This is a genomic window from Allosediminivita pacifica (assembly GCF_003054175.1).
In the GTDB taxonomy this organism is placed as follows: Bacteria; Pseudomonadota; Alphaproteobacteria; order Rhodobacterales; family Rhodobacteraceae; genus Allosediminivita; species Allosediminivita pacifica.
On sequence record NZ_QBKN01000030.1, the window covers coordinates 33976 to 54575 of the forward strand.

Sequence of the window (20600 nt, forward strand, 5' to 3'; positions counted from 1 at the left end):
AATCGTCCAATAGTCCAAGAAGGAGACCATGACATGCAAGCCAAGGATATCATGACAACATCCGTGATCTCGGTCCCGCTGGAGGGACAAGTCGAGGACGCGGTGCGCCTGATGCTGGACCACCACATCAGCGCGCTGCCCGTCGTCGACGCAGAGGGCGGCCTCAAGGGACTTGTCAGCGAAGGCGATCTCATGCGGCGTGTCCGCGAAACCGACGGCCCACGCCGGTCCTGGTGGCTCGAAGTCCTGGGCGGATCGAGCGATTCCACCCGGGATTTCGTGAAACTCAAAAGCCACCACGTTGAGGATGTGATGACACGCGATGTCGTTTCCGTCGAGGAAGACACGACTGTCGCCGAGATCGCGCGCCTTCTGGAAAAGCACAGGATCAAGCGGGTGCCGGTGCTGCGATCCGGTCAAGTGGTCGGCATTGTCAGCCGGGCGAACCTGCTCCATGCCTTGTCGGCACTCAAGGAAGGGGTGCTGCCGGAGCCGTCGGAGGACGACCGCGTGCTTCGTGCGAAGATCAAAGAGGCTCTGAAGGAAGTGCCCGGTGCAGCGGTCAACCTGATCAACTACACGGTGGAAAACGGCAATGTCTCCGTCTGGGGTGTCGCCGACAGCGATTTCGAGGAGAATGCAATTCGCGTCGCCGTCGAAAGCGTGCCCGGCGTCGGGATGGTGGATGTCAACATGGGCAGACTGCCGGCTTGGGCTTACGGGATCTGACTCACAGTGCGGACGTAAATCTTGCCTTTCAGGGCGTCGATCGCACCGAACAAGGTTGGTATGATGGTGCTAGCACCAGGTTCCGCCGACTCTAAAGAAAAAGCGATTGAAATCGTCGGCGCCGGCCCGGCGGGGCTGGTCTGTGCAATCGTCTTGGCAAAGGCCAATCGTCGTGTCGTAGTGCGAGAATGGCACCAAGATGTTGGCCATCGGTTCCACGACGACTTTCAGGGTCTGGAAAACTGGAGCGCCACGCAGAACGTTCTGGACGAACTGGCCGATGCCGGTGTTGCCGCCGATTTCGATCATCGCAGTGTAACCGAAGGCATCGTCTTCGACAGCCATGCCAAGGCCCACCGGGTGCATGGATCGAAGCCCCTGTTCTATCTTTTGCGCCGAGGCACCGCGCCGGGAACGCTTGACCGGGCCTTGCTGGATCAGGCCCGCACGGCCGGGGCCGAGGTGCGGTTCAACGATCGCGTGAAAAGGACCACGAGCAGCATGATCCTGGCGGGCGGACCAAGGCGGGCCGATATCATCGCCGTGGGCTACGTCTTTGAGACCTCCATGGCCGATGGCGCGTGGCTGGCCTTCGGGACCGAGCTTGCCCCGAAGGGCTACGCCTATCTGCTCGTGCACCGGGGGCGCGGCACGGTGGCCAGTTGCATGTTCTCGGGCTTTCGCGATCAAGCGAAATATCTCGGGGCAACCGTGGAATACTTCAAGCGTCACGCAGGCTTGGAAATGAATACGCCAAGAGGTTTCGGCGGTTTCGGGAATGTCCGATTGCCGCGCACGGCGATGCAGGCCGGAAACCCGGTGATCGGCGAGCATGCGGGTTTTCAGGACGCGTTGGCAGGATTCGGGCTGCGCTATGCGATGCGATCCGGGCGTCTGGCGGCCCAAAGCCTGATCAGCGGCGCCGACTACACGAAAGCCTGGCGCGAAGCGCTGCAACCCGACCTGCGCGGTGGTGTCGTCAATCGGTACTTGTTCAACCAGACGGGCCCCCGCGGGATCGACTATCTGATCGGAAAGCTGGGATCGACCGACACGGGCGATGCTTTGGGTCAGGCCTATCGGCTGTCATTTCCCAAGCGCCTGCTGCTGCCGCTCGCCCGTTTTCACTATCGCAACCCTTTGCGGGACCGCAGTTGCAGCCACAACAACTGCGATTGTGTCTGGTGCCAGCACGGCACCCATGAAATAGCGAACACTTGAAGGATGTGCGTCCTTGCGAATTCGCGTTGCAGGCATGGCGCCGGCGTCGTGACACCGATGTTGCGACCGAACCGGTGGGGCGGTAAGTCGCGATTATGAGCAACCCGCGCGTACCTCGTGAAAACTCCCTGACGTTGCCGCAGGCGCGGGCAGCGATCTGTGTGCCAAATCTGGGCGAAGGGTCGGGCGCTTTCCAGCTGTTTGTCGAGGGAGATGCTCTCTTCGATGCGATGATCGCGGCGATCGAGGGCGCGACCGAAGCGATCTGGATGGAATCCTACATCTTTGCGGCAGACGAAATTGGGGCGCGTTTTGTCGCCGCGCTCGCAGACAAGGCGCGAACCGGGCTTGATGTTCGGTTGCACCTCGACGCCTTCGGTGCCGGCCAGCGGAATTTCGACAAGTTTCGGCGGGAACTGGAACGAAGCGGCGTGCGGTTTCGCTGGTTTCGTCCCTTTGATCTCCGACACCCACTGCGATATTTCCAGCGCAACCACCGCAAGCTTCTCGTCGTGGATGGCCGGGAAGCGTTCCTGGGCGGTTTCAATATCCGCCGGTTGAACTCGCGTCGGCTTCACGGTGCAAGCCGCCAGCGCGATACCCATGCGCGCGTCCAGGGGCCGTTGGCGACGCTTGCCGCAAGTCACTTCGACCGGCTCTGGCGGGACGCCCGCCCGCTTCCGGCAAACTCCATTCCCGAAGAGGCCGGCGGGATCGAAGGGCTCCTGGTGCCGAGCTATTCGCGCAAGTGTCAGAAGGGGCTCGCCTGTCTGCACGCGGGACTGATCGGGATGGCACAGACCTGCGTCTATCTGACGTCGCCCTATTTCAGCCCGGGCACCGTGGTCGACCGGGCGCTTCAGGACGCCGCGCGTCGCGGCGTGGACGTCCGTCTGCTCGTGCCTCGCAGGAGCGATCCTTTGGTTGCTGGCTGGGCGACGCGGGCGGCATATGCGCAGCTTCTCTCGGCGGGCGTGAGGGTCTACGAGTATCTACCCCGTCAACTGCATGCCAAGACTTCGGTCGTCGATGCCGGCTGGTCGATCGTCGGGTCAGCAAACCTCGACTACCGAAGCCTGTTCATCAATCAGGAGTTGGTCCTGTTCGCGCGTAACCGCGTCCTGGCAGGGCAGTTACAGGCGCAGTATCTGCAAGATATTTCGGATGCCCGCGAAGTCACTCTTCGGACCTGGCTTTCCCGCGGCTGGCGCGCGCGTGGTTTCGAGTTGATCGGATGGGCCGCGCGGCGGCTGCTTTAACCGGCTGCACCGGTCAGCCGACAGCCTGCCGGAATGTAGTAACTCTGTCTGCAATATCGACGCCTTCCTACGGCAGAGCGATACACTTGCTCCTGTACTAACGAAGACCGACAGGTTGCCAATCCCTGTAATGCTTCCGGTCGGGGCGCGTCTATAGAACGAAACCAAACAAAAGGAGGTCCAGATGGACGACCGTTCAACTTCGCAGACACAAGACGCGGCCAAGCAGAAGCAGGGCGGATGTTGCGGTGGCAAGACCGACGCGCAGCCGAAAGCAACTGTCGAACCGCAGGTCGCGGACCCCGCAAAGGCAAAACCGGTCAAATCCGGCTGTTGCTGCGGTCAGAACTGACGATGCCTCGCAGGATGGGCGTTTTGCGCCGGTTGCGCACCCATCCTTGCAAGGTGCCGACCGGCAACGGCGTTCGCGATCCAGTTTGATCATCGACAAGAAAGGAACACGCCATGATGCCCATCCTCTATTTCACCGCCGTCGCTGCGATCCTTTTCGTGGCCTTGCGCATGACGTGCGGGGCTTGCGTCATGGGCGGGCCTGCCGGTGCAGGGCGTGTGCGTCTGCCGATTGTGCCACTGGGTTGGGCGCTGAGCCTGTTTTTGGCGCTGACATACGTGGTTTGTGTCGTGTTCGATCTCATCTTTCCCGGATACGCAATGTACGAGGTCTGGTCTGGCCTGCTGCCCGGTTTCGTCTGGCTGACCCCGGTGGGCTTCATCATCGGTCTGGTCGAGAGCTTTCTGTATGGTTGGTACGCCGCGCTGATCTTCGGGGGGCTTTTCAACGCCATCTCAAGCAGGGGAGCAGAGGCATGATCCCGACCGCACGTCCGAAACTGCGCTTTCTCGGTGCCGCCGGAACGGTGACCGGATCGCGCTATCTGATCGAAGCCATGGGGCGGCGCATCCTGGTCGATTGCGGCCTGTTCCAGGGGTTCAAGCAGCTGCGTGCGCGCAATCGCAAACCGTTCCCTGTGCGCGTCAACACCATCGACACCGTGCTGCTCACCCATGCCCATCTGGACCATTCGGGATATCTGCCCGCATTGATCCGGGCGGGGTTTCGCGGGCGGATTCTTTGCACCGAGGCAACGGCGGAGCTGTGCGGGCTCATTCTGCCGGACAGCGGGCATATCCAGCAAGAAGAGGCGCGCTATGCCGCCAGAAAGGGATATTCCAGGCACAAGAACCCACAACCACTCTACACGCTCAAGGATGCAAAGGCTGCGCTGGATCGCCTTGATCCGCACCCTTTCGATCAGAGGATCGAACTGGGCGACGGCATCGCGGCCAGCTTCATTCCGGCCGGACATCTTCTTGGGGCGGCCCAGATCCGACTTGAGGTCGGCGGCAGGGTTGTCCATTTCAGCGGCGATCTGGGCCACGATCCCGATCCGCTGATGCGACCGCCGAAACCATTCGGCGAGGCCGATGTGCTGGTCTGCGAATCCACCTATGGCAACCGGTCCCATCCCGATACGGACCCCGAGGCCGAGCTGGCCCCGGTCCTCAAACGCACCTTTGCCCGTGGCGGCACGGTGCTGATTCCGTCCTTTGCCGTCGGACGGGCGCAAGGCCTTATGCTGCATATCGCACGATTGATGGGACGGGGCGACATTCCTTACGTCCCGGTGTTCCTCAACAGCCCGATGGCGGTGGACGCGACCGAGATCTATCACCGCCACCACGACGAACATCACGTCAGCCGCGAAGATTGCGTCGCGATGTTCGAGATCGCCAAACGCGTGAACACGGTCGAGCAATCCAAGGAATTGAATACGCGGCAGGGTCCGATGATCATCGTATCCGCCAGCGGCATGCTGACCGGCGGGCGTATCCTGCACCATCTTGCAAGCTTTGGTGGTGATCGGCGGAACACGATCCTGCTGTCAGGTTTTCAGGCTGGGGGCACGCGTGGCGCGGCGCTGGCCGGGGGAGCGCGGAGTTTGCGCATGTTCGGACGAGAGTTCCCGATCGAGGCCGAAGTGGTTCAGCTCCAGTCCTTTTCCGGGCACGCCGACGCCGACGAGATCCTGCGCTGGATGTCCGCCGGTCCCGCCCCCGCGATGACTTATCTGACTCATGGGGAACCTTCGGCTGCCGACACCCTGCGATTCCGCGTCGAACATGAGCTTGAGCGACCCGTGCGCGTCCCGGAGCACCTCGAGTCCGTCTATCTGGACCGGCCGCGATGACCGATACGCTTTCTCTTATCCCATCCGGCATAGACACCTACCGACAACCGGTCGTCTACATGCATGAGGATTGCCATGTCTGCCGCTCCGAGGGGTTTGCGGCCCAGACTCGAATACGGATCGACCTTAAGGACCGGTGGATCATTGCCACCTTGAATGTGGTCGGTCGTGGGGCATGGCTTGCCGTGGACCAGGCGGCATTGTCAGTTTCCGCCTGGGCGGCCCTTGAAGCGCAGGCGGGGGACAGGGCCGCGTTCTCGCACCCTGAACCGCCCGCTTCCGCGTCGATGATCCGGGCGAAAGCCTATGGCGAAAGACTGGATCAGGCCGGTTTCGCAGGAATCGTCAGCGACACTCTCGACAATCGGCTTTCGGATCTCGAGCTTGCCGCATTCGTTACCGCCTGTGCGGGCGACAGGCTGGACGAGGTCGAGACCGTGGCGCTGACCCGCGCCATGAAGGATGCCGGGCAGACGCTCGACTGGGGGGACCGGGCCGTTCTCGACAAACACTGCGTCGGCGGATTGCCGGGCAACCGGACGACGCCGATCGTCGTCGCCATCGTCGCGGCGGCGGGGTATCTGATCCCCAAGACGTCGAGCCGTGCGATCACCTCGCCGGCGGGGACGGCCGACACGATGGAGGTCATGGCGCCAGTCGCCTTGGACGCCGCCGCGCTGCGCCGGGTGGTCGAAGCAGAAGGCGGCTGCATCGTCTGGGGCGGCGGGCTCGCGCTCAGCCCCGCCGATGATCACTTCATCCGTGTCGAACGCCCGCTCGATTTCGACTCTACCGGCCAACTCGTGGCGAGTGTGCTGTCGAAAAAGGCTGCGGCCGGTGCCACGCATGTCCTAATCGACATACCGCTCGGACCCACCGCCAAGGTGCGGTCGGCCGGGGCCGCCGAAGCCCTCGGTGCCCGGCTGTCATCGGTGGCCAAGGCGTTGGGTCTGAACCTGGCGCTGGACATCAGCGACGGTGTGGCCCCCGTGGGACGGGGCATCGGCCCGGCGCTGGAGGCCCTGGACGTTCTGGCGGTTCTGCGGCGCACGCCGGACGCGCCTGTGGATCTGCGCGAACGGTCGCTGGACCTGGCCGGGCATCTTCTGGACCTCGCGCCGGACGCCGCGGCGGGGCAGGGACGGGACCGTGCGCAGGCGCTTCTCGACAGTGGCGCGGCGGAGGCCAAGTTCATGGCAATCTGCGCGGCACAGGGCGGTTTCCGCGAACCCGGAAGCGCGGAACAGCGCATCGATATACGCGCCCCTCATGCGGGCCAGCTGACCGCCATCGACAACCGACGCATCGCGCGCATCGCCAAGCTGGCCGGTGCCCCGCGTCAGAAGAGCGCCGGCATTCGCCTGCTGGCGCGTATCGGTGATCGTGTGGACAAGGGCCAGCCGCTCTATGAACTCCATGCCGAGACACCGGGCGAACTGGCCTATGCCCTCGCCTATGCCGAGTCCCAAACCGGCGTGCTCACGCTGTCCGAGGAGGTGTCATGATCCTTGTTACGTTTCCCGAGATGAGACCGCTGGCCGAAGATCTGGCCCCCGCGATCGGGGCAGAGCTGCGCGAGCTCGACTGGCACCGTTTCCCCGATGGCGAAAGCCTGATCTCATTACCCGGCAATCTGGGCGGGGCAGACGTGGCGCTGCTGGCGACACTGCGCGATCCCGACCGCCTTGCCCTGCCGTTGCGCTTTGCCGCAGCGACGGCCCGCGAGATGGGCGCGCGCCGCGTCGGATTGATCGCTCCCTATCTCGGCTACATGCGGCAGGACCGGCGATTCAGTGCCGGGCAGGCGGTAAGCGCACGGCTGTTCGCGCAATTCCTGGGGGAGAGTTTCGATTGGCTGGTGACCGTCGATCCGCATCTGCACCGCATCGCGCGGCTGGAGGATCTTTTTCCCATCCCCGCGGTCCGCGCCGTCTCGGCCCCGCTTCTTGCAAGCTGGATCAAGACGAACCTACCCGACGCCGTTCTCCTTGGTCCCGATAGCGAGAGCCAGCAATGGGTGGCCGAGGTGGCCCGGCTGGCCGGACGGCCCTATGAGGTGTTGCGCAAGGTGAGGTCCGGCGACCGCAGCGTTGACGTCAGCGTGCCCGAAAGCACGGCATTGCAGTCAGGCACACCGGTGATCCTCGACGATATTGCATCCTCCGGGACCACGATGGCGCGCGCCGTCGAACGGTTGCTTGACGCCGGGACGCCGGCCACTGTCTGCCTGGTCATCCATGCAGTCTTTGCGGATGGCGCCCACGACGCCATCCTGTCGGCCGGAGCGGCAAGGGTTATTACCACCGACACCATACCCCATCCATCGAATGCGATTGGAATTTCCAGTGTACTGGCCGAAGCGCTCCGGTCAGTCGCGACAGGCCTTGACCTTCCAGTTGCTGGAACAGTTAGGTTGGATCCGAATCCCGCCGAGAGGACACCCGAATGAACAACCAAGCAAGCCGTGCGACATCCGACACCGAAACCGTCGTGTACGTCTGCCCGATGCATCCAGAGGTGCGGCAGAACGGTTCGGGCGATTGCCCGAAATGCGGTATGCATCTCGTGCCCGAAGCCGACGTTGCCGCCCATGCCGGGCATGAGCACCACGCCCACGACCACCACGCGAGCGCCGCTCCGGCGGACGGCAGATACGATACCGTCCCCGACGGCCATGACGGGGCCGTCTACACCTGTCCGATGCACCCAACCGTGCGCCAGACCGAGCCGGGATCCTGTCCGATCTGCGGCATGGGACTGGAGCTTGAATCGGCGGCGATGGCGGGGGACGGTCCAAATCCGGAGCTTGTCGACTTTACCCGACGTTTCTGGGTCGGCACGGTCCTGACCATTCCGCTTCTGATCCTCACCATGGGTCCCTATCTCGGCTTTCCGGGAGTGCGCGAGATCTTCGGCGAGCGGGCAACCCTCTGGATCGAGCTGGTTCTCGGAACCCCGGTGGTCCTTTGGTGCGGCTGGCCCTTCATGGTGCGCGGTTGGAATTCGTTCAAGACGATGAACCTCAACATGTTCTCGCTCATAAGCATGGGCGTGATGGCGGCCTGGCTCTTCAGCGTCGTCGCCGTTCTCTCACCCGGCATATTTCCCGACGGATTTCGCGACGCCGAAGGGCATGTCGGCGTCTACTTCGAGGCGGCAGCGGTGATCGTCACGCTGGTGCTGCTCGGCCAGGTGATGGAACTACGCGCCCGCGAGGGGACCGGCAAGGCGATCCGCGCACTTCTGGACATGGCAGCCAAGACCGCGCGGGTCATTCGGGACGACGGGTCTGAGGAGGAAATCCCACTGGAGGACGTGCAGGTCGGCGACCGGCTGCGCGTGCGGCCCGGCGACAAGGTGCCGGTAGATGGCGTGGTTCTGGAAGGCCGGTCCTCGGTCGACGAAAGCATGATCTCCGGTGAACCCGTGCCGGTCGAGAAGACCGAGGGCGACCCGCTGACCGGTGCCACGATCAACGGCACCGGCAGCCTGGTGATGGAGGCGACGCGGGTCGGGTCCGACACGATGCTGGCGCAGATCGTCGAGATGGTCTCCAACGCGCAACGATCGCGCGCACCGATCCAGAAATATGCCGACAAGGTGGCGGGATATTTCGTCCCGGCCGTGATCGGTGTTGCAATTCTGTCCTTCATCGCGTGGGGGCTCTGGGGCCCGGCGCCTGCACTGTCCTATGCGCTCGTCTCCGCCGTCGCGGTTCTGATCATCGCCTGTCCCTGTGCCCTTGGGCTTGCAACCCCGATGTCGATCATGACGGCAACGGGGCGGGGGGCCCAGGCCGGAGTACTTATCAAGAACGCCGAGGCTCTGGAGCGGTTCGAGAAGGTCGATACCCTGATCGTCGACAAGACCGGGACGCTGACGATGGGCAAACCACAGCTTGTCGCCGTCCTGCCCGAGCGCGGTCACGACGAGGCGGAGGTCCTGCGTCTCGCCGCATCGCTCGAACGCGGATCGGAGCACCCTCTTGCCGAAGCGATAGTAAGGGGAGCGGAGGAGCGAAGTGTGAAGATGGCGGATGCGGACGACTTCGAGGCGGTCACCGGCAAGGGCGTCAAGGGGATCGTCGACGGCCAGGCCGTCGCGCTCGGCAATCTGGCGATGATCCGCGAATTGGGGCTCGAGGCGGGCGACCTGACCGCCAAGGCAAATGCCCGCCGCGACGAGGGCGAGACGGTGATGTTCGTGGTGCTGGATGGCGAGATCGCCGGTCTTGTCGCTGTCGCCGACCCGGTGAAGGAAACCACACCCGCCGCCATCGAGGATCTGCATGAACTGGGGTTCCGCGTCATCATGGCGACCGGCGACAACGAGCGCACGGCAAAGGCCATCGGCGCACGGCTCGGCATCGACGAGATCCGGGCCGACGTGCTGCCCGAGGACAAGGCGCGGATCATCAAGGAATTGCAGCAGGAGGGCCACAAGGTCGCCATGGCCGGGGATGGCGTCAACGACGCCCCCGCGCTCGCGCAGGCCGATGTCGGCATCGCCATGGGCACTGGCGCCGATGTGGCCATCGAAAGCGCGGGCATCACTTTGGTCAAAGGCAACCTCGACGGGATCGTGCGCGCGCGTCGGCTGGCGCGGGCTACCATGCGCAACATCCGCCAGAACCTGTTCTTCGCCCTAATCTACAACGCTTCCGGCGTGCCCGTCGCAGCGGGGGTTCTTTTCCCCTTCTTCGGTATCCTCATCAGTCCGATGTTTGCTGCCTTTGCCATGAGCGCCTCATCGATCTCGGTGGTGCTCAATTCCCTGCGGCTGAGGGGTGCAAGAGTATGAGACCTGATATCGTTCGAGGTGCACTGGCGGCTTTGGGGTTCACCATCACCGCGAATGCGGCGATTGCGCACGAGTTCACCGCCGCGCTTCTGGTGACCGGTGAGAAACCGGAGGCGCGACTCGCCCAGGCGGTCAACGGGTTCCTTCTGGCAGCAGACGAGCGCGACGGGCATCCCGCCGAAACATCCGATGGCCATCTCGGGGGGGTGGATGTGCAGGTTCTGCCGCTGCCTGCTGACGCGGCCGGGCGGGTCGCCGGATTGATCGGGACGCCTCGTACACCGCCCGACGTCCTGGTCGTGATGGGACCGGAGCCGGACGCATCCGCCGCGGTCGCATCGCTGGCTTTCGCCGGCGTCGTGCTGCGTCCCGGCGCGCTTCCGAACGGCTGGGCGACCGAGGACGATACGGACAGCTTTGCCGCGCGCTACCGCAGTGCCTACGGCTCGGCGCCGACCGAGGCGGCGGCGCGTGGCTATAACGCCGCCCGGCGGTTGGATGCCGCGATCCGTCCGCTTGATGGGATCTCGCCGCGCGTGGCGCTGGAGACCGCTCTCGCCGATACCGCGAGCGGCATTGACTGGCAGGAGAATACTCGATGAAAGAAGAACCAAGGCTCGTTTCTGACGTTGCCCCCAAAGACCCGGAAAAACTGGACGGCTCGGACGGAGACTCAGGGACGATCGCGCCCCCCTCGTTCTGGCGGTCGCGCGCCGGCATTTATCTGATCGTCGCCCTGACGGCAGGTGGCCTTCTTCTGGGCTACGAGCACCGGGTGCACATCCTCGGCAGCGGATTGCTGATCTGGCTGCCTTTGCTGCTCTGCGTTGGGATGCACTTCTTCATGCACGGGGGCCACGGAGGGCATGGCAGTCACGGCAAGGGGAATGATGAATAATGGACGATGCCGGTGCCTCATACGGTCTTTGGCTGCTGGTGTTCATCAACTCCGCGGTCTTCATCATCTTCGCCTTCAGCTTCTTCAAACCGCAGACCAAACGCGACTGGCGGAGTTTCGGGGCGTTCAGCGCCTTCATTGTGGCGCTCTTCACCGAGATGTACGGGTTCCCGTTGACGATCTTCGTCCTGTCCGGCTGGCTGCAATCGACCTGGCCCGATATCGACTGGCTGGCCCACGATAGCGGACATCTTCCCGAAATGATGTTCGGATGGCAGTCAAACCCGCATTTCGGCCCCTTCCATATCCTGAGTATCGCGCTGATCGGAGGCGGCTTCTGGCTAATATCCGTGGCCTGGCACCATCTATGGACGGCGCAAAGGCAGGGGCGGCTGGCCACGACAGGCCCCTATGCCCGGATTCGCCACCCCCAATACGTGGGATTCGTTCTCATCATGCTGGGCTTTCTGGTGCAGTGGCCAACCATCCTGACGCTCGCCATGTTCCCGGTTCTGGTCTGGATGTACGCCCGCCTTGCGCGTGCCGAAGAAACCGACAGCCGCGAACGGTTCGGCGAAAGCTGGGACAGATATGCAAGCCGCGTTCCCGCTTTCGTTCCCATCCAACGTCCGCCCGTGGGTGCCAGCCGATGAAGCGAGGCGAGACATTCATAGAAAGGAGCCCGAAAGAATGCACAGGATGACTGCGACGCGGTCCGCAATTGCGGTGCTTGTTATCGGCGGACTCGCGACGAGTCTCTTCGCCCAGTCCGACGAAGGACGCGACCGGCCACGGGTTAGCACGCAGATGCACGGGGCCGACGCAGGACGCCCGGCACCTGACCCCGAGACCGTCAAGGTGCCGGACACCCTGAGTGCGCCCGGCTATTTCGGCCAGGTTGCATTCGAACGCTCCTGTGCGTCTTGCCACGGCATCAACGCAGCCGGCGGAACCGGCAATGGCCCGCCGTTGGTCCATCCAATCTACGAACCCGGTCATCACGGCGATACGGCCTTCCTTAGGGCCGCCATGACCGGGGTGCAGGCGCACCACTGGGGTTTCGGTGACATGCCGCCCGTCGAAGGGATGACGGATGAAACGGTCGCCGTGATCGTCACCTACATCCGCGAGCTGCAACGCGCCAACGGAATCCAGTGATGGCGCGGCGAGTTGATCTGGCAATGGATACCTTGGGGATGATCGTACTGATCGGCGGCACGGGCGATGTCGGCAATCGATTGGTATCTCTGTTGCTGGATCACACGGCGGCCAGCGTTCTGGTTGTCTCGCGCCGGGGCAGGGCGTCGGACGATCGGGTGAAGACACTTCGTCTGAACATCGCGGCCACCGATGCTGCCGCAAGAATTCCGCTTGGCGCGACAGTGGTCAACCTGACTGAGGCCACTCCACCGTCGGTCGCGGCCGATGTCGTTCGCGCAGGCGGAAATTTCCTCGAAACCTCTGCCTCTCCGGACTATGTGGAGTTGATCAGACAGGAGGTGTCGGCGAACGGCGGCGCGGGTATCGGCGTCGTCTGCGTCGGCGCCGCGCCGGGCCTCAGCACGTTGATAGCTGCAGATGCCGCGCAAACCGAAGAATGCGCGAGCATCGACATCGGTCTGGAACTCGGCATGGGGCGCCACTACGGTAGCGCCGCGACAGAATGGTCGATCGGCGCCCTGGCAGACAAGTACCAAGTTTCCGGTGCCACAAGCACAACGGTGCGACCCGGGGATCTGCGCCGCCGCTTTATCTTCGAGCGGGGCGGGAGGTCGCAGACGGCGCTCGGCCTCGGCTTCGCACAGCAGGGTATCGTAGGACAAACTGGGAGGCGCTCGCCTCTCCGGGTCCGTACCTTTCTGGCGCTCCATCCGCCTTATGCGACGCACCTGACCGGCCTGCTCCTGCGCTTAGGCCTCGGGCCCGCCTTGGCCCGGCACAAGCGTGGACTGACGCGCATCTTGATGCGGCTACCACCGCTAGGGCGCGTCGGCACCCGGATCGCGGTCGAAGCGCTGGGGCCAGACGGCGGCGTTCTGAGCGACCGGCATCTCGCGGCCGGCGACCAGGCAGAGGTTACGGCCGCGATGATCCTGGCGGCGATCCGCGCTGTCAACGCAGGCGAGAAACCACTGCGCGGCTCCACAACCATCGTCGACCATTTGACGCTGGCCGAGGCATTCGACGCCTTGCGCCGGTTTCTTCCCGACATGCCGATCGAGACGTGGTCCAGCGGAGCTGCGGGAGATCGGGCATGAAGCCAGTCGGGAACCTGCTCCGGCTTGTCCGCATTCTCACCACCCTGTCGCCGGACATCTGGGCGCTTCGGCGCTACGACCCTGATGGCTGCGACATGCGCCCATCAGACCGCTTTGCGCAGGACCTAATCACGCTCGGCCCGGTCTTCGTGAAGCTAGGACAGATTCTCAGCACCCGCCCCGACATCCTGCCCGAAAGCTACATCGCACGGCTGGCGGAATTACAGGAGCGCGCGCCCGAGATGGATTTCGCGACGATCCGGCGCGTGGTCGAGGAGGAACTCGGTGCGCCGCTCGAGACGGCCTTTGACAGTTTCGAGTCCGCGCCCATCGCTGCCGCGTCGCTTGCACAAGTGCACAAGGCGAGACTGAAAGACGGCACGACCGTTGCCGTCAAGGTGCAGCGCCCGGGACTGGAGGCGCTGTTCCGCCGCGACCTCGATGCACTAGAGTTCGGGCTTCGGCTCCTGCGTGTGCTGGCGCCGCGACGACTTCGCCGTACAAACCTGCCGGCGTTTCTCTCAGAATTCCGGCGTTATTCGATGGGGGAACTGGATTTTCAGGCCGAAGCCCGCGTCATGGAAAGGTTTCGGTCAAATCTCGCCGGACAGGAAGGTGTGCGTGTCCCCAGGGCCTTCCCCGACCACACCACGGCCCGCGTGCTAACGATGGACTGGGTCGGGGGCATGCGCTTGTCCGAGGCGGCGGCCACTTTTTCGGGATCAACTCAATCCGCACTGGTCGACCGGCTGGTGTCCATGCTGCTCAGAATGTTCGTCTCGGACGGCCTGTTTCACGCCGACCTCCATCCCGGCAACATCGTCTTTCACTCCGATGGCACTTTCACGTTGCTCGACTTCGGCATGTATGGCGAACTGAACCCGGCCGAGCGGGACCGCTTCGTGCTCTACTGGATGGCCGTGGCGCAGCGGCAGACCCGGCGCGCCTACCATCATTTCAACCAGCAGACCAAGCCGCTGCCAAGCGCGGATCACGCGCACTTCCGGCAGGCATTCAACGACCTCGCCGCCCGGTTCTATGCGGCACCCTCGCGTGAAGCCAGCCTTGCGCGGACATACCTCGCGATGATGCGTGCGGGCTATCGCGCCGGGTTCGTCTTTCCCGCCTCGCTCATGCTTCACGCCAAGGCGCTCACGACGGCCGAGGCGCTTCTGTTCGAACTGGCACCCGAAGCCCGCTTCGACGAAATTTCGCGGCCCTTCATTGCGCGGGAGGTGGCCGCAAGGCTTGCAACAAGCCATCCGCTAGGGCGCATTTCCCAGGTTCTTCCCGAACTTCTGCTGACCGGCGCCATGCCGCCCGCCGAAGCGATTGACGAGAGCTGGGACCGCTCAGCGATCCACGGCATGTGGGAAAGCGTGATGGGCGCCTTCGGGCCGGCGGACAGGGGCCTTGGAAGGGCCGGGCTTATGGCGCTGTTTCACCATTTCGCGCAGCGCCACCTGGGGCGGGAGACGGAGCGAGTGCTTGCCGAGACCTGGGCGACATACGATGTTCTGGAGACGGATCTTCCGCTTCAGCCGAACACCGGCGCAATCCTGACCACGCATCTTGCGGCGCTGACCCTGGCACTGCACCGGACCCTTGTCTCGCAAGGTCGGTCGCCCGCGCAAAGCCACGCGCTAATCCATGCGATCGGCTGGGATATCTACCGGCGAATGGCCGATCCCCCCTGGGAACTGGCTCGCACGATCACCGCAGATCCGGTAAAACGGCTGCGGATCGCGACCGACATGTTCCGCCGCTTCCCATTCGGGCCACCAGGTTATGGCTGGCGGGATGTCGAAGCGGGTGAGGATGTCGTCGCGTTCGACTGCACGAAGTGCCCAGTGGCCGAGTTCTTCGCCCATCACGACGACGCGGAACTTTGCACCGCCACGTGGTGCGCGCTCGATTTCCCGGTAGCCGAGAAGTGGGGCCGAAGGCTCGTACGGCCCAAGACCATTGCCGGCCGCCATGATCATTGTGACTTTCGCTGGCAATCTGGACCCGTTCTGGACGGTGCGAAAACAACCAAGGCAGGACGGAATGCAGAACGAAAATAGAAGCGACACCTACCGCGAAGGCTCGATTACCCTTGGAGGGGCTGTCGCAATGGGAACCGGCGTGATGATCGGGGCCGGCATATTCGCGCTGACCGGGCAGATCGCACAGCTGGCCGGACCACTTTTCCCGCTGGCCTTCATCGCGGGCGCAATCGTCACCGGTTTCAGCGCCTACAGCTACATCCGGATGTCCAACAAGTGGCCCTCCTCCGGCGGAATCGCGATGATCCTGCAGAAATGCTATGGTCCCGGGGCTGTTGCGGCCGGGGCCGCGCTGTTGATGGCACTCAGCATGGTGATCGCTGAGAGTCTCGTCGCCCGTACCTTCGCCACCTATGTCCTGCGACCCTTCGATATCGATGGTGGGCCACTGGTGCCAATCCTCGCCGTGGGTGTCATCGTATTCGCCTACGTCGTGAACATCGCGGGCAATCGGTCGGTCGGGCTGTTTTCGCTGGTCATGGCGGCGATCAAGATCGGCGGCATCGGGCTGTTCGGCATTGCCGCGATCTGGTCCAGCGGCTTTCGGTTCGCGGCCGCATCCGACCCGGCGCAAGCCTATGGTGTGACCGGGTTCATCGCCTCGATGGCCTTCGCGATCTTGGCCTTCAAGGGCTTCACCACGATCACCAACAGCGGGTCCGAGATTACCGAGCCGAACCGCAACGTGGGTCGGGCGATAATGCTTTCGATCGGGATTTGCGTGGCCGTCTACCTGCTGGTGGCATTCGGCGTCGGATCGAGTCTGACCATCGACGAGATCGTCGCGGCGCGCGACTATTCGCTGGCCGAGGCGGCAGAGCCCGCACTGGGTCAGACAGGCTTCCTTCTGACCGTCATACTTGCAGCGGTCGCCACCGCGTCCGGTGTGCTGGCCAGCGTGTTCGCGGTGTCGCGGATGCTGGCGATGCTGACCGACATGAAGATGATCCCGCACAGCCATTTCGGAATGTCCGGACCGATCCAGCGGCACACCCTGGTCTATACCGTTGTCATCGCTTCGACGCTCGCGGTGTTCTTCGATCTGGGCCGGATCGCCTCGCTCGGCGCCTTCTTCTATCTCGTCATGGATATGGTGGTGCACTGGGGCGTCTTCCGCTACCGGCGTGAAGAAATCGGAGCGTCCGGCCTCGTGCTGCTGACCGCCCTGACGCTCGACGCGGTGGTGCTGGTGGCTTTCACGGCGATGAAGCTCCAGAGCGACCCGGTCATCGTGCTCTACGCAGTTTCCGGAATTGTGGCGGTCTTTATCCTCGAGCGGTTGTACTTGTCCCGATGGCTCGCGCCGCAGGCCGCTCATGAGCATTGAACGTGTCGTGAATGCCTCCAAACGCCAGTGACAGATCCTGGTAACAAAGATTTTTCTTGAGCCTCCAGCAGCTGTAGGGGTTATGACGACCGACAAGGAGCGGCACCTGGGCACGTACAAGTTCTGTCCGCAAGCTTTCCTGGACGAACGTCAATGCGTTCAGGGCAGGGTTCGGGCCGCTGTGAAATTTGTGAAGGGATCAGAAAAGATGCTGACAAGACGCCATTTCATCCAAACGACCACCGCGCTGTTTTCGGCGTCGATATCCAGCCCGCTCCTTGCAGACACGTGGCCTACCGATGCGCAGAAGGCAGCTTGGGACGCACAGGTTACACCTCCCGGCTACGACCCGGCCACGTCCAACCCTTGGGGCCTTCACCCTCGCTTCCTGCCACAGCGGGTCCTCGCGAAGGACGGACTTGTACCCGGTGATATCCATGTCGATGCTGTTGCGCGCTATCTCTATCACATCGAAGAGGGCGGCACGGCAATGCGCTATGGCGTGGCGATCGCCCGCGGCAAACTGTACGAACCGGGCACGTATACGATCAAGCGCAAAGTCGAATGGCCGCATTGGAAACCGACGCAGAACATGATCAAACGCGATCCCGAACTCTACGCCGATTCCGCCGACGGTGTGGAACCCGGACCTGCGAACGCGCTCGGATCGCGCGCCCTCTATCTCTTTGTCGGGAACCGCGACACTTATCTACGCATTCACGGCACGCCTCAACCGAGAAGCATCGGCGGCCGAGCGAGTTCCGGCTGCGTCCGAATGGTCATGGCACACATCAATGATCTCTATCCCAACGTCGAGATTGGCTCGACGGCATTCCTGTACTCGGCGGAAGACAGCGTCACCCCGAGAAGTTGACTGGCGCATCATGTGTTACGCGTGGGCTTGACGCATCTATGGGCTGATCAGGACTGGCGCGAAGTGCAGATGGGGTTGCCACCTGCCGAGCGTAGCGGAACCAAGGTGTTTTCCACCGGACCGCTGTGTTCATACCAATAACAGCCATCCTCGGGACGAAGCCGCGCCGTGGTGAGATCCTGACCAGGCGCAGCAAGGGCAATGACGGCCTCGGGAACACTTCCCACTTCGTTGCGAGCGCCGCCGTCGTCCAGCGTTGGCACCGCGCAGCCAGCAAGCACCAATGTCGCTGCGATAATCGGCGCGTTTCGTTTCTGCATGTCTACCTCACTCATTCTGATCGCTTCGTACCGGCAAGCGTTGCTCCAACCGCGTCGTTTCAAGGGGGCGGCTAGCTTCAAGCCTCCGCAGGGCGCCTTTCTTGCTGGACGAATATCCACTTTTTGCCCTTGAAGCTCTAGTTACTGTAGGGGCTATGTCAATGTGGAATCAATGAATCCGGGACTGTTGCATTATGTGGGATCGGCAGCGAGGCTGTTGCCTTTGAGGGCCAGTATGCCGCGTAAGCCACCTTTCAAACATCACCGCTTTCCGCGCGACACCATCTTATGTGCGGTGCGCTGGTACCTGCGCTATCCACTGTCCTACCAGGATGTCGTCGATCTTCTAGCAGAGCGCGGCGTCACCGTTGATCGCTCGACAGTGTATCGCTGGGTTCAGAAATTTGGTCCGGAACTGACCAAGCGAACCGAGAAGCATCTGCGCCGGGCGAGCGTCGATTGGCACGTGGATGAAACCTATATCCGTGTCGGAGGCAAGTGGCGCTACCTCTGGCGGGCAATCGATGCGAACGGTCAAATGGTCGATTTTCGGCTGACCGCACGGCGTAATGCGAAGGCCGCGAGAGCTTTCCTGCGCAAGGCGATCGAGCGGGTGCGGCTCCATCGACCAGTGACAATTTGCACCGACAAGGCCCACGCCTACCGGCGCGTTATCCGCGAGATCAACCATCGATATGACCCACACTTCGAAAGCATCCGTCACATCGACCGGAAATGGCGAAACAACTTGATCGAGAGCGACCACGCCGCCCTGAAACGGCTTCTTGGCTACCGGCAAAGCTTCCGATCGCTGCGAACCGCCAAAGCCACCCTGAGCGGAATCGAGACTATCCGGAGCATCAAACGCGGCCATATCCACGTCAAACAACCCGGCGTCATCGGCGAGATCGAATTCATCGCCAGCCTGTTCAAAACCGCCGCGTGACCAACTGGGCCATCAGGCGCACGTTCGACACAAGCGCGATAATGCAACAGTCCCTCAGCGGGACACCCGGCTCCAGTCAGCGGTTGCACCATCCCCCGCTCGCCATTCCCTTCCTTGCCCCGAATCCTGTCTTCGAGATCAACCCGCGAGGGGTCGGACTACGGGCGAACCCGTGCCGCCGGGTGGATTCGGACGAGCCGAACGCACCCGGTGATGTCAGCCAGTCTTCGGGCCTGCGGGGTCCTGTCGCGCGGGGGATGGTCCTCCGCCTCCAAGACAGGAGCCAAACAGATGTCCCGCAAAGATGCTCACGCCTTCGCCGCCTCCCTCGCCGCCACGCTCATGGTCTCGATCGTCGTCTTCCAGGCAGGTGATGGAACCTATGGCGCCGTCCCCGCCGATGAAATCGACGGAGACGAGGTCGTGATCGTCTCGGAATACGATCCCTTCGGGTGAGGCTTCGGCCTCACTTCCCGAGGGCCCAGGCGTGGCACAGGTGTGCCCGTGGGCCTATCACCGACAAAGAGATCGGCGATGCCGATCCGAGGAACGCCGGTATGCGACCCGGCGTGGACCGTGATGCGCCCAAGTTGGGCGGAGAGTAGTCTTTTGCTGCGGCACGAACGAATGTCCGCAACGAGATCGCTGCTGGCTATGAAGTCATTTGGCCTCTGGCCCGAAAGCTGCGCAGTCATCTTGATCGGGAACCGCTGTCGCGGCACCAGTCAATCCGCCCCTGCCGGATCCAGAAGTGACACCGGCATTCGTTCGTCTGGCGGACCGACGGCGAGATGGTCGGGCGCCTCAGCCAGTCTGACATGGCCGTCCACTTGGGCCTCCGGTTCTTGCTGAGGGACAGCTTGATGGTCTCGCCGCACCCACCAGGGCAGTGGAAGCAGGCCCATTTGTCGACGCCATCGCGCACGATGGTCATCTCCCCCGGCACGATCTGATCCGGCGTCGGGTGTGTGGGTGTTACCCTGGCAAGCAGGTCACTTCGTGGAATGAGGCGGAAGAGCTCGAGGCACTTCCGCAGAATGTCGATCATCATCCCGCTCACCCGATGCGATCCAGGAACGGATCGATGTCGCCGAGACCCCAGTATTCCTCGCTGCCGCAGACCGGGCAGTCGGACCGGGGCTGCGCTGCCTGCGAACGCTCGAAGCCCTTGTCGAGCTTGCGATAGCGTTGCCATGTCCATCCGCCGCCGCCGCGGAAGTCGACGAGACCGGCAAGAAGTTCGTTCACTGCCATGGTGGCGGCCTCGGAGGTGAAGGTCACGACGGCCGGCGCGGGATTACCTCCGCCGCGGACGTAGGCTTCGGTCTTCTGCCGTTCATATTCGGCGGGGTCCGATCGCTGGAGGTCCTCCTCGCGAGCCCTGACGCGATCGACTGTGCCGCGGCAGCCGTGGCACGCCGACGTGGGAAACAGCACGCTGACCCGCGCGGCCATCTCGAGGAGGCCGGGCTCACCATCGTCACGGGGCATGAGGACCAGCCCGACATCGATGACCGGGATCAGGTAGAAGTGCGCCACGCGGTTCAAGTAGAGGCGCCCGGCGTGATCGTCCGTGCATCCGAAGATGACGTCGCAGGGGATCGTCAAGTTGTTTGTAAGCGGCGGCTGCGCCCCACGTTGTAGATGAGCTCCGGCACTGCGAGGTGATACCCATCTCATGATGGGGAGTGCGTTTCGCAATGTGCGCGA

22 protein-coding genes are annotated in these 20600 nt (G+C 63.2%); 19 read left to right on the plus strand and 3 right to left on the minus strand.

What is annotated here, in order from left to right:
- Positions 1 to 33 precede the first annotated feature (33 nt).
- The 17 genes from C8N44_RS19020 (at position 34) to C8N44_RS19090 (ending at position 17624) form a co-directional block, all read left to right on the plus strand.
- The gene (locus C8N44_RS19020; RefSeq protein ID WP_107978349.1) at positions 34 to 729 is read left to right on the plus strand and encodes a CBS domain-containing protein; all 696 of its coding nucleotides are present in this window, start codon (positions 34 to 36) and stop codon (positions 727 to 729) included.
- Positions 730 to 789: 60 nt separating this feature from the next.
- On the plus strand, positions 790 to 1950 hold the full coding sequence (locus C8N44_RS19025) for an NAD(P)/FAD-dependent oxidoreductase (protein ID WP_107978350.1): 1161 nt from the start codon (positions 790 to 792) through the stop codon (positions 1948 to 1950).
- A gap of 95 nt (positions 1951 to 2045) precedes the next feature.
- Entirely contained in the window at positions 2046 to 3209 is a 1164-nt protein-coding gene (locus C8N44_RS19030; RefSeq protein WP_107978351.1) for a phospholipase D-like domain-containing protein, read from the plus strand.
- Positions 3210 to 3393: 184 nt separating this feature from the next.
- Positions 3394 to 3561: a hypothetical protein gene (locus C8N44_RS23460; RefSeq protein ID WP_158274093.1), complete on the plus strand. Its 168-nt coding sequence runs from the start codon at positions 3394 to 3396 to the stop codon at positions 3559 to 3561.
- Positions 3562 to 3674: 113 nt separating this feature from the next.
- Positions 3675 to 4040, plus strand: coding sequence for a DUF5676 family membrane protein (locus tag C8N44_RS19035; protein ID WP_107978352.1), 366 nt, complete (start codon positions 3675 to 3677; stop codon positions 4038 to 4040).
- Positions 4037 to 5419 carry an MBL fold metallo-hydrolase gene (locus tag C8N44_RS19040; RefSeq protein WP_107978353.1) on the plus strand — a complete coding sequence of 461 codons (1383 nt, stop codon included), beginning with the start codon at positions 4037 to 4039 and terminating at the stop codon, positions 5417 to 5419. The genes C8N44_RS19035 and C8N44_RS19040 overlap by 4 nt, the downstream gene beginning before the upstream one ends.
- Positions 5416 to 6924 carry a thymidine phosphorylase family protein gene (locus C8N44_RS19045; protein WP_107978354.1) on the plus strand — a complete coding sequence of 503 codons (1509 nt, stop codon included), beginning with the start codon at positions 5416 to 5418 and terminating at the stop codon, positions 6922 to 6924. Before C8N44_RS19040 ends, C8N44_RS19045 begins: the two co-directional genes overlap by 4 nt.
- A complete protein-coding gene (locus C8N44_RS19050) occupies positions 6921 to 7868 on the plus strand; it encodes a ribose-phosphate diphosphokinase (RefSeq protein WP_107978355.1) in 948 nt (315 codons plus the stop codon). The genes C8N44_RS19045 and C8N44_RS19050 overlap by 4 nt, the downstream gene beginning before the upstream one ends.
- Positions 7865 to 10219: a copper-transporting P-type ATPase gene (locus C8N44_RS19055; protein ID WP_188758778.1), complete on the plus strand. Its 2355-nt coding sequence runs from the start codon at positions 7865 to 7867 to the stop codon at positions 10217 to 10219. Before C8N44_RS19050 ends, C8N44_RS19055 begins: the two co-directional genes overlap by 4 nt.
- On the plus strand, positions 10216 to 10821 hold the full coding sequence (locus C8N44_RS19060; RefSeq protein ID WP_146178877.1) for a type 1 periplasmic-binding domain-containing protein: 606 nt from the start codon (positions 10216 to 10218) through the stop codon (positions 10819 to 10821). The genes C8N44_RS19055 and C8N44_RS19060 overlap by 4 nt, the downstream gene beginning before the upstream one ends.
- Positions 10818 to 11117 carry a DUF2933 domain-containing protein gene (locus C8N44_RS19065; protein ID WP_244641128.1) on the plus strand — a complete coding sequence of 100 codons (300 nt, stop codon included), beginning with the start codon at positions 10818 to 10820 and terminating at the stop codon, positions 11115 to 11117. Before C8N44_RS19060 ends, C8N44_RS19065 begins: the two co-directional genes overlap by 4 nt.
- Positions 11117 to 11770, plus strand: a complete 654-nt coding sequence (locus C8N44_RS19070; RefSeq protein ID WP_107978357.1) for a methyltransferase family protein — start codon at positions 11117 to 11119, stop codon at positions 11768 to 11770. Before C8N44_RS19065 ends, C8N44_RS19070 begins: the two co-directional genes overlap by 1 nt.
- A 37-nt stretch (positions 11771 to 11807) precedes the next feature.
- On the plus strand, positions 11808 to 12275 hold the full coding sequence (locus C8N44_RS19075; protein WP_107978358.1) for a c-type cytochrome: 468 nt from the start codon (positions 11808 to 11810) through the stop codon (positions 12273 to 12275).
- Positions 12275 to 13375 (plus strand): SDR family oxidoreductase, encoded by a 1101-nt coding sequence (locus C8N44_RS23465; protein ID WP_158274094.1) that lies wholly within the window; start codon positions 12275 to 12277, stop codon positions 13373 to 13375. Before C8N44_RS19075 ends, C8N44_RS23465 begins: the two co-directional genes overlap by 1 nt.
- Positions 13342 to 15441 (plus strand): AarF/UbiB family protein, encoded by a 2100-nt coding sequence (locus tag C8N44_RS19080; protein ID WP_210204190.1) that lies wholly within the window; start codon positions 13342 to 13344, stop codon positions 15439 to 15441. The genes C8N44_RS23465 and C8N44_RS19080 overlap by 34 nt, the downstream gene beginning before the upstream one ends.
- Positions 15425 to 16750 (plus strand): APC family permease, encoded by a 1326-nt coding sequence (locus tag C8N44_RS19085; RefSeq protein WP_107978360.1) that lies wholly within the window; start codon positions 15425 to 15427, stop codon positions 16748 to 16750. Before C8N44_RS19080 ends, C8N44_RS19085 begins: the two co-directional genes overlap by 17 nt.
- A gap of 208 nt (positions 16751 to 16958) precedes the next feature.
- Entirely contained in the window at positions 16959 to 17624 is a 666-nt protein-coding gene (locus C8N44_RS19090) for a L,D-transpeptidase (protein ID WP_107978365.1), read from the plus strand.
- A gap of 47 nt (positions 17625 to 17671) precedes the next feature.
- Here C8N44_RS19090 and C8N44_RS19095 read toward each other — a convergent pair whose 3' ends face one another.
- Entirely contained in the window at positions 17672 to 17959 is a 288-nt protein-coding gene (locus tag C8N44_RS19095) for a hypothetical protein (protein WP_369817429.1), read from the minus strand.
- Positions 17960 to 18179: 220 nt separating this feature from the next.
- Here C8N44_RS19095 and C8N44_RS19100 point away from each other — a divergent pair, with 220 nt between their 5' ends.
- Together C8N44_RS19100 and C8N44_RS23585 are read left to right on the plus strand one after the other, a co-directional pair.
- Positions 18180 to 18890, plus strand: coding sequence for an IS6 family transposase (locus tag C8N44_RS19100; protein WP_107978361.1), 711 nt, complete (start codon positions 18180 to 18182; stop codon positions 18888 to 18890).
- 291 nt (positions 18891 to 19181) lie between these two features.
- Positions 19182 to 19346 (plus strand): hypothetical protein, encoded by a 165-nt coding sequence (locus C8N44_RS23585; protein WP_009574204.1) that lies wholly within the window; start codon positions 19182 to 19184, stop codon positions 19344 to 19346.
- 235 nt (positions 19347 to 19581) lie between these two features.
- On the opposite strand, the gene C8N44_RS19105 is transcribed toward C8N44_RS23585, so the two are convergent.
- A complete protein-coding gene (locus C8N44_RS19105; protein WP_244641126.1) occupies positions 19582 to 19941 on the minus strand; it encodes a ubiquitination-like system serine protease family protein in 360 nt (119 codons plus the stop codon).
- Positions 19942 to 19946: 5 nt separating this feature from the next.
- On the minus strand, positions 19947 to 20498 hold the full coding sequence (locus C8N44_RS19110) for a ThiF family adenylyltransferase (protein ID WP_244641125.1): 552 nt from the start codon (positions 20496 to 20498) through the stop codon (positions 19947 to 19949).
- Positions 20499 to 20600 lie beyond the last annotated feature (102 nt).

Coding starts and splice junctions, on each gene's coding strand:
- C8N44_RS19020 (WP_107978349.1), top strand. CDS start 34: ATGCAAGCCAAGGATATCATGACAACATCCGTGATCTCGGTCCCGCTG.
- C8N44_RS19025 (WP_107978350.1), top strand. CDS start 790: ATGATGGTGCTAGCACCAGGTTCCGCCGACTCTAAAGAAAAAGCGATT.
- C8N44_RS19030 (WP_107978351.1), top strand. CDS start 2,046: ATGAGCAACCCGCGCGTACCTCGTGAAAACTCCCTGACGTTGCCGCAG.
- C8N44_RS23460 (WP_158274093.1), top strand. CDS start 3,394: ATGGACGACCGTTCAACTTCGCAGACACAAGACGCGGCCAAGCAGAAG.
- C8N44_RS19035 (WP_107978352.1), top strand. CDS start 3,675: ATGATGCCCATCCTCTATTTCACCGCCGTCGCTGCGATCCTTTTCGTG.
- C8N44_RS19040 (WP_107978353.1), top strand. CDS start 4,037: ATGATCCCGACCGCACGTCCGAAACTGCGCTTTCTCGGTGCCGCCGGA.
- C8N44_RS19045 (WP_107978354.1), top strand. CDS start 5,416: ATGACCGATACGCTTTCTCTTATCCCATCCGGCATAGACACCTACCGA.
- C8N44_RS19050 (WP_107978355.1), top strand. CDS start 6,921: ATGATCCTTGTTACGTTTCCCGAGATGAGACCGCTGGCCGAAGATCTG.
- C8N44_RS19055 (WP_188758778.1), top strand. CDS start 7,865: ATGAACAACCAAGCAAGCCGTGCGACATCCGACACCGAAACCGTCGTG.
- C8N44_RS19060 (WP_146178877.1), top strand. CDS start 10,216: ATGAGACCTGATATCGTTCGAGGTGCACTGGCGGCTTTGGGGTTCACC.
- C8N44_RS19065 (WP_244641128.1), top strand. CDS start 10,818: ATGAAAGAAGAACCAAGGCTCGTTTCTGACGTTGCCCCCAAAGACCCG.
- C8N44_RS19070 (WP_107978357.1), top strand. CDS start 11,117: ATGGACGATGCCGGTGCCTCATACGGTCTTTGGCTGCTGGTGTTCATC.
- C8N44_RS19075 (WP_107978358.1), top strand. CDS start 11,808: ATGCACAGGATGACTGCGACGCGGTCCGCAATTGCGGTGCTTGTTATC.
- C8N44_RS23465 (WP_158274094.1), top strand. CDS start 12,275: ATGGCGCGGCGAGTTGATCTGGCAATGGATACCTTGGGGATGATCGTA.
- C8N44_RS19085 (WP_107978360.1), top strand. CDS start 15,425: ATGCAGAACGAAAATAGAAGCGACACCTACCGCGAAGGCTCGATTACC.
- C8N44_RS19090 (WP_107978365.1), top strand. CDS start 16,959: ATGCTGACAAGACGCCATTTCATCCAAACGACCACCGCGCTGTTTTCG.
- C8N44_RS19095 (WP_369817429.1), bottom strand. CDS start 17,959: ATGAGTGAGGTAGACATGCAGAAACGAAACGCGCCGATTATCGCAGCG.
- C8N44_RS19100 (WP_107978361.1), top strand. CDS start 18,180: ATGCCGCGTAAGCCACCTTTCAAACATCACCGCTTTCCGCGCGACACC.
- C8N44_RS23585 (WP_009574204.1), top strand. CDS start 19,182: ATGTCCCGCAAAGATGCTCACGCCTTCGCCGCCTCCCTCGCCGCCACG.
- C8N44_RS19105 (WP_244641126.1), bottom strand. CDS start 19,941: ATGATGATCGACATTCTGCGGAAGTGCCTCGAGCTCTTCCGCCTCATT.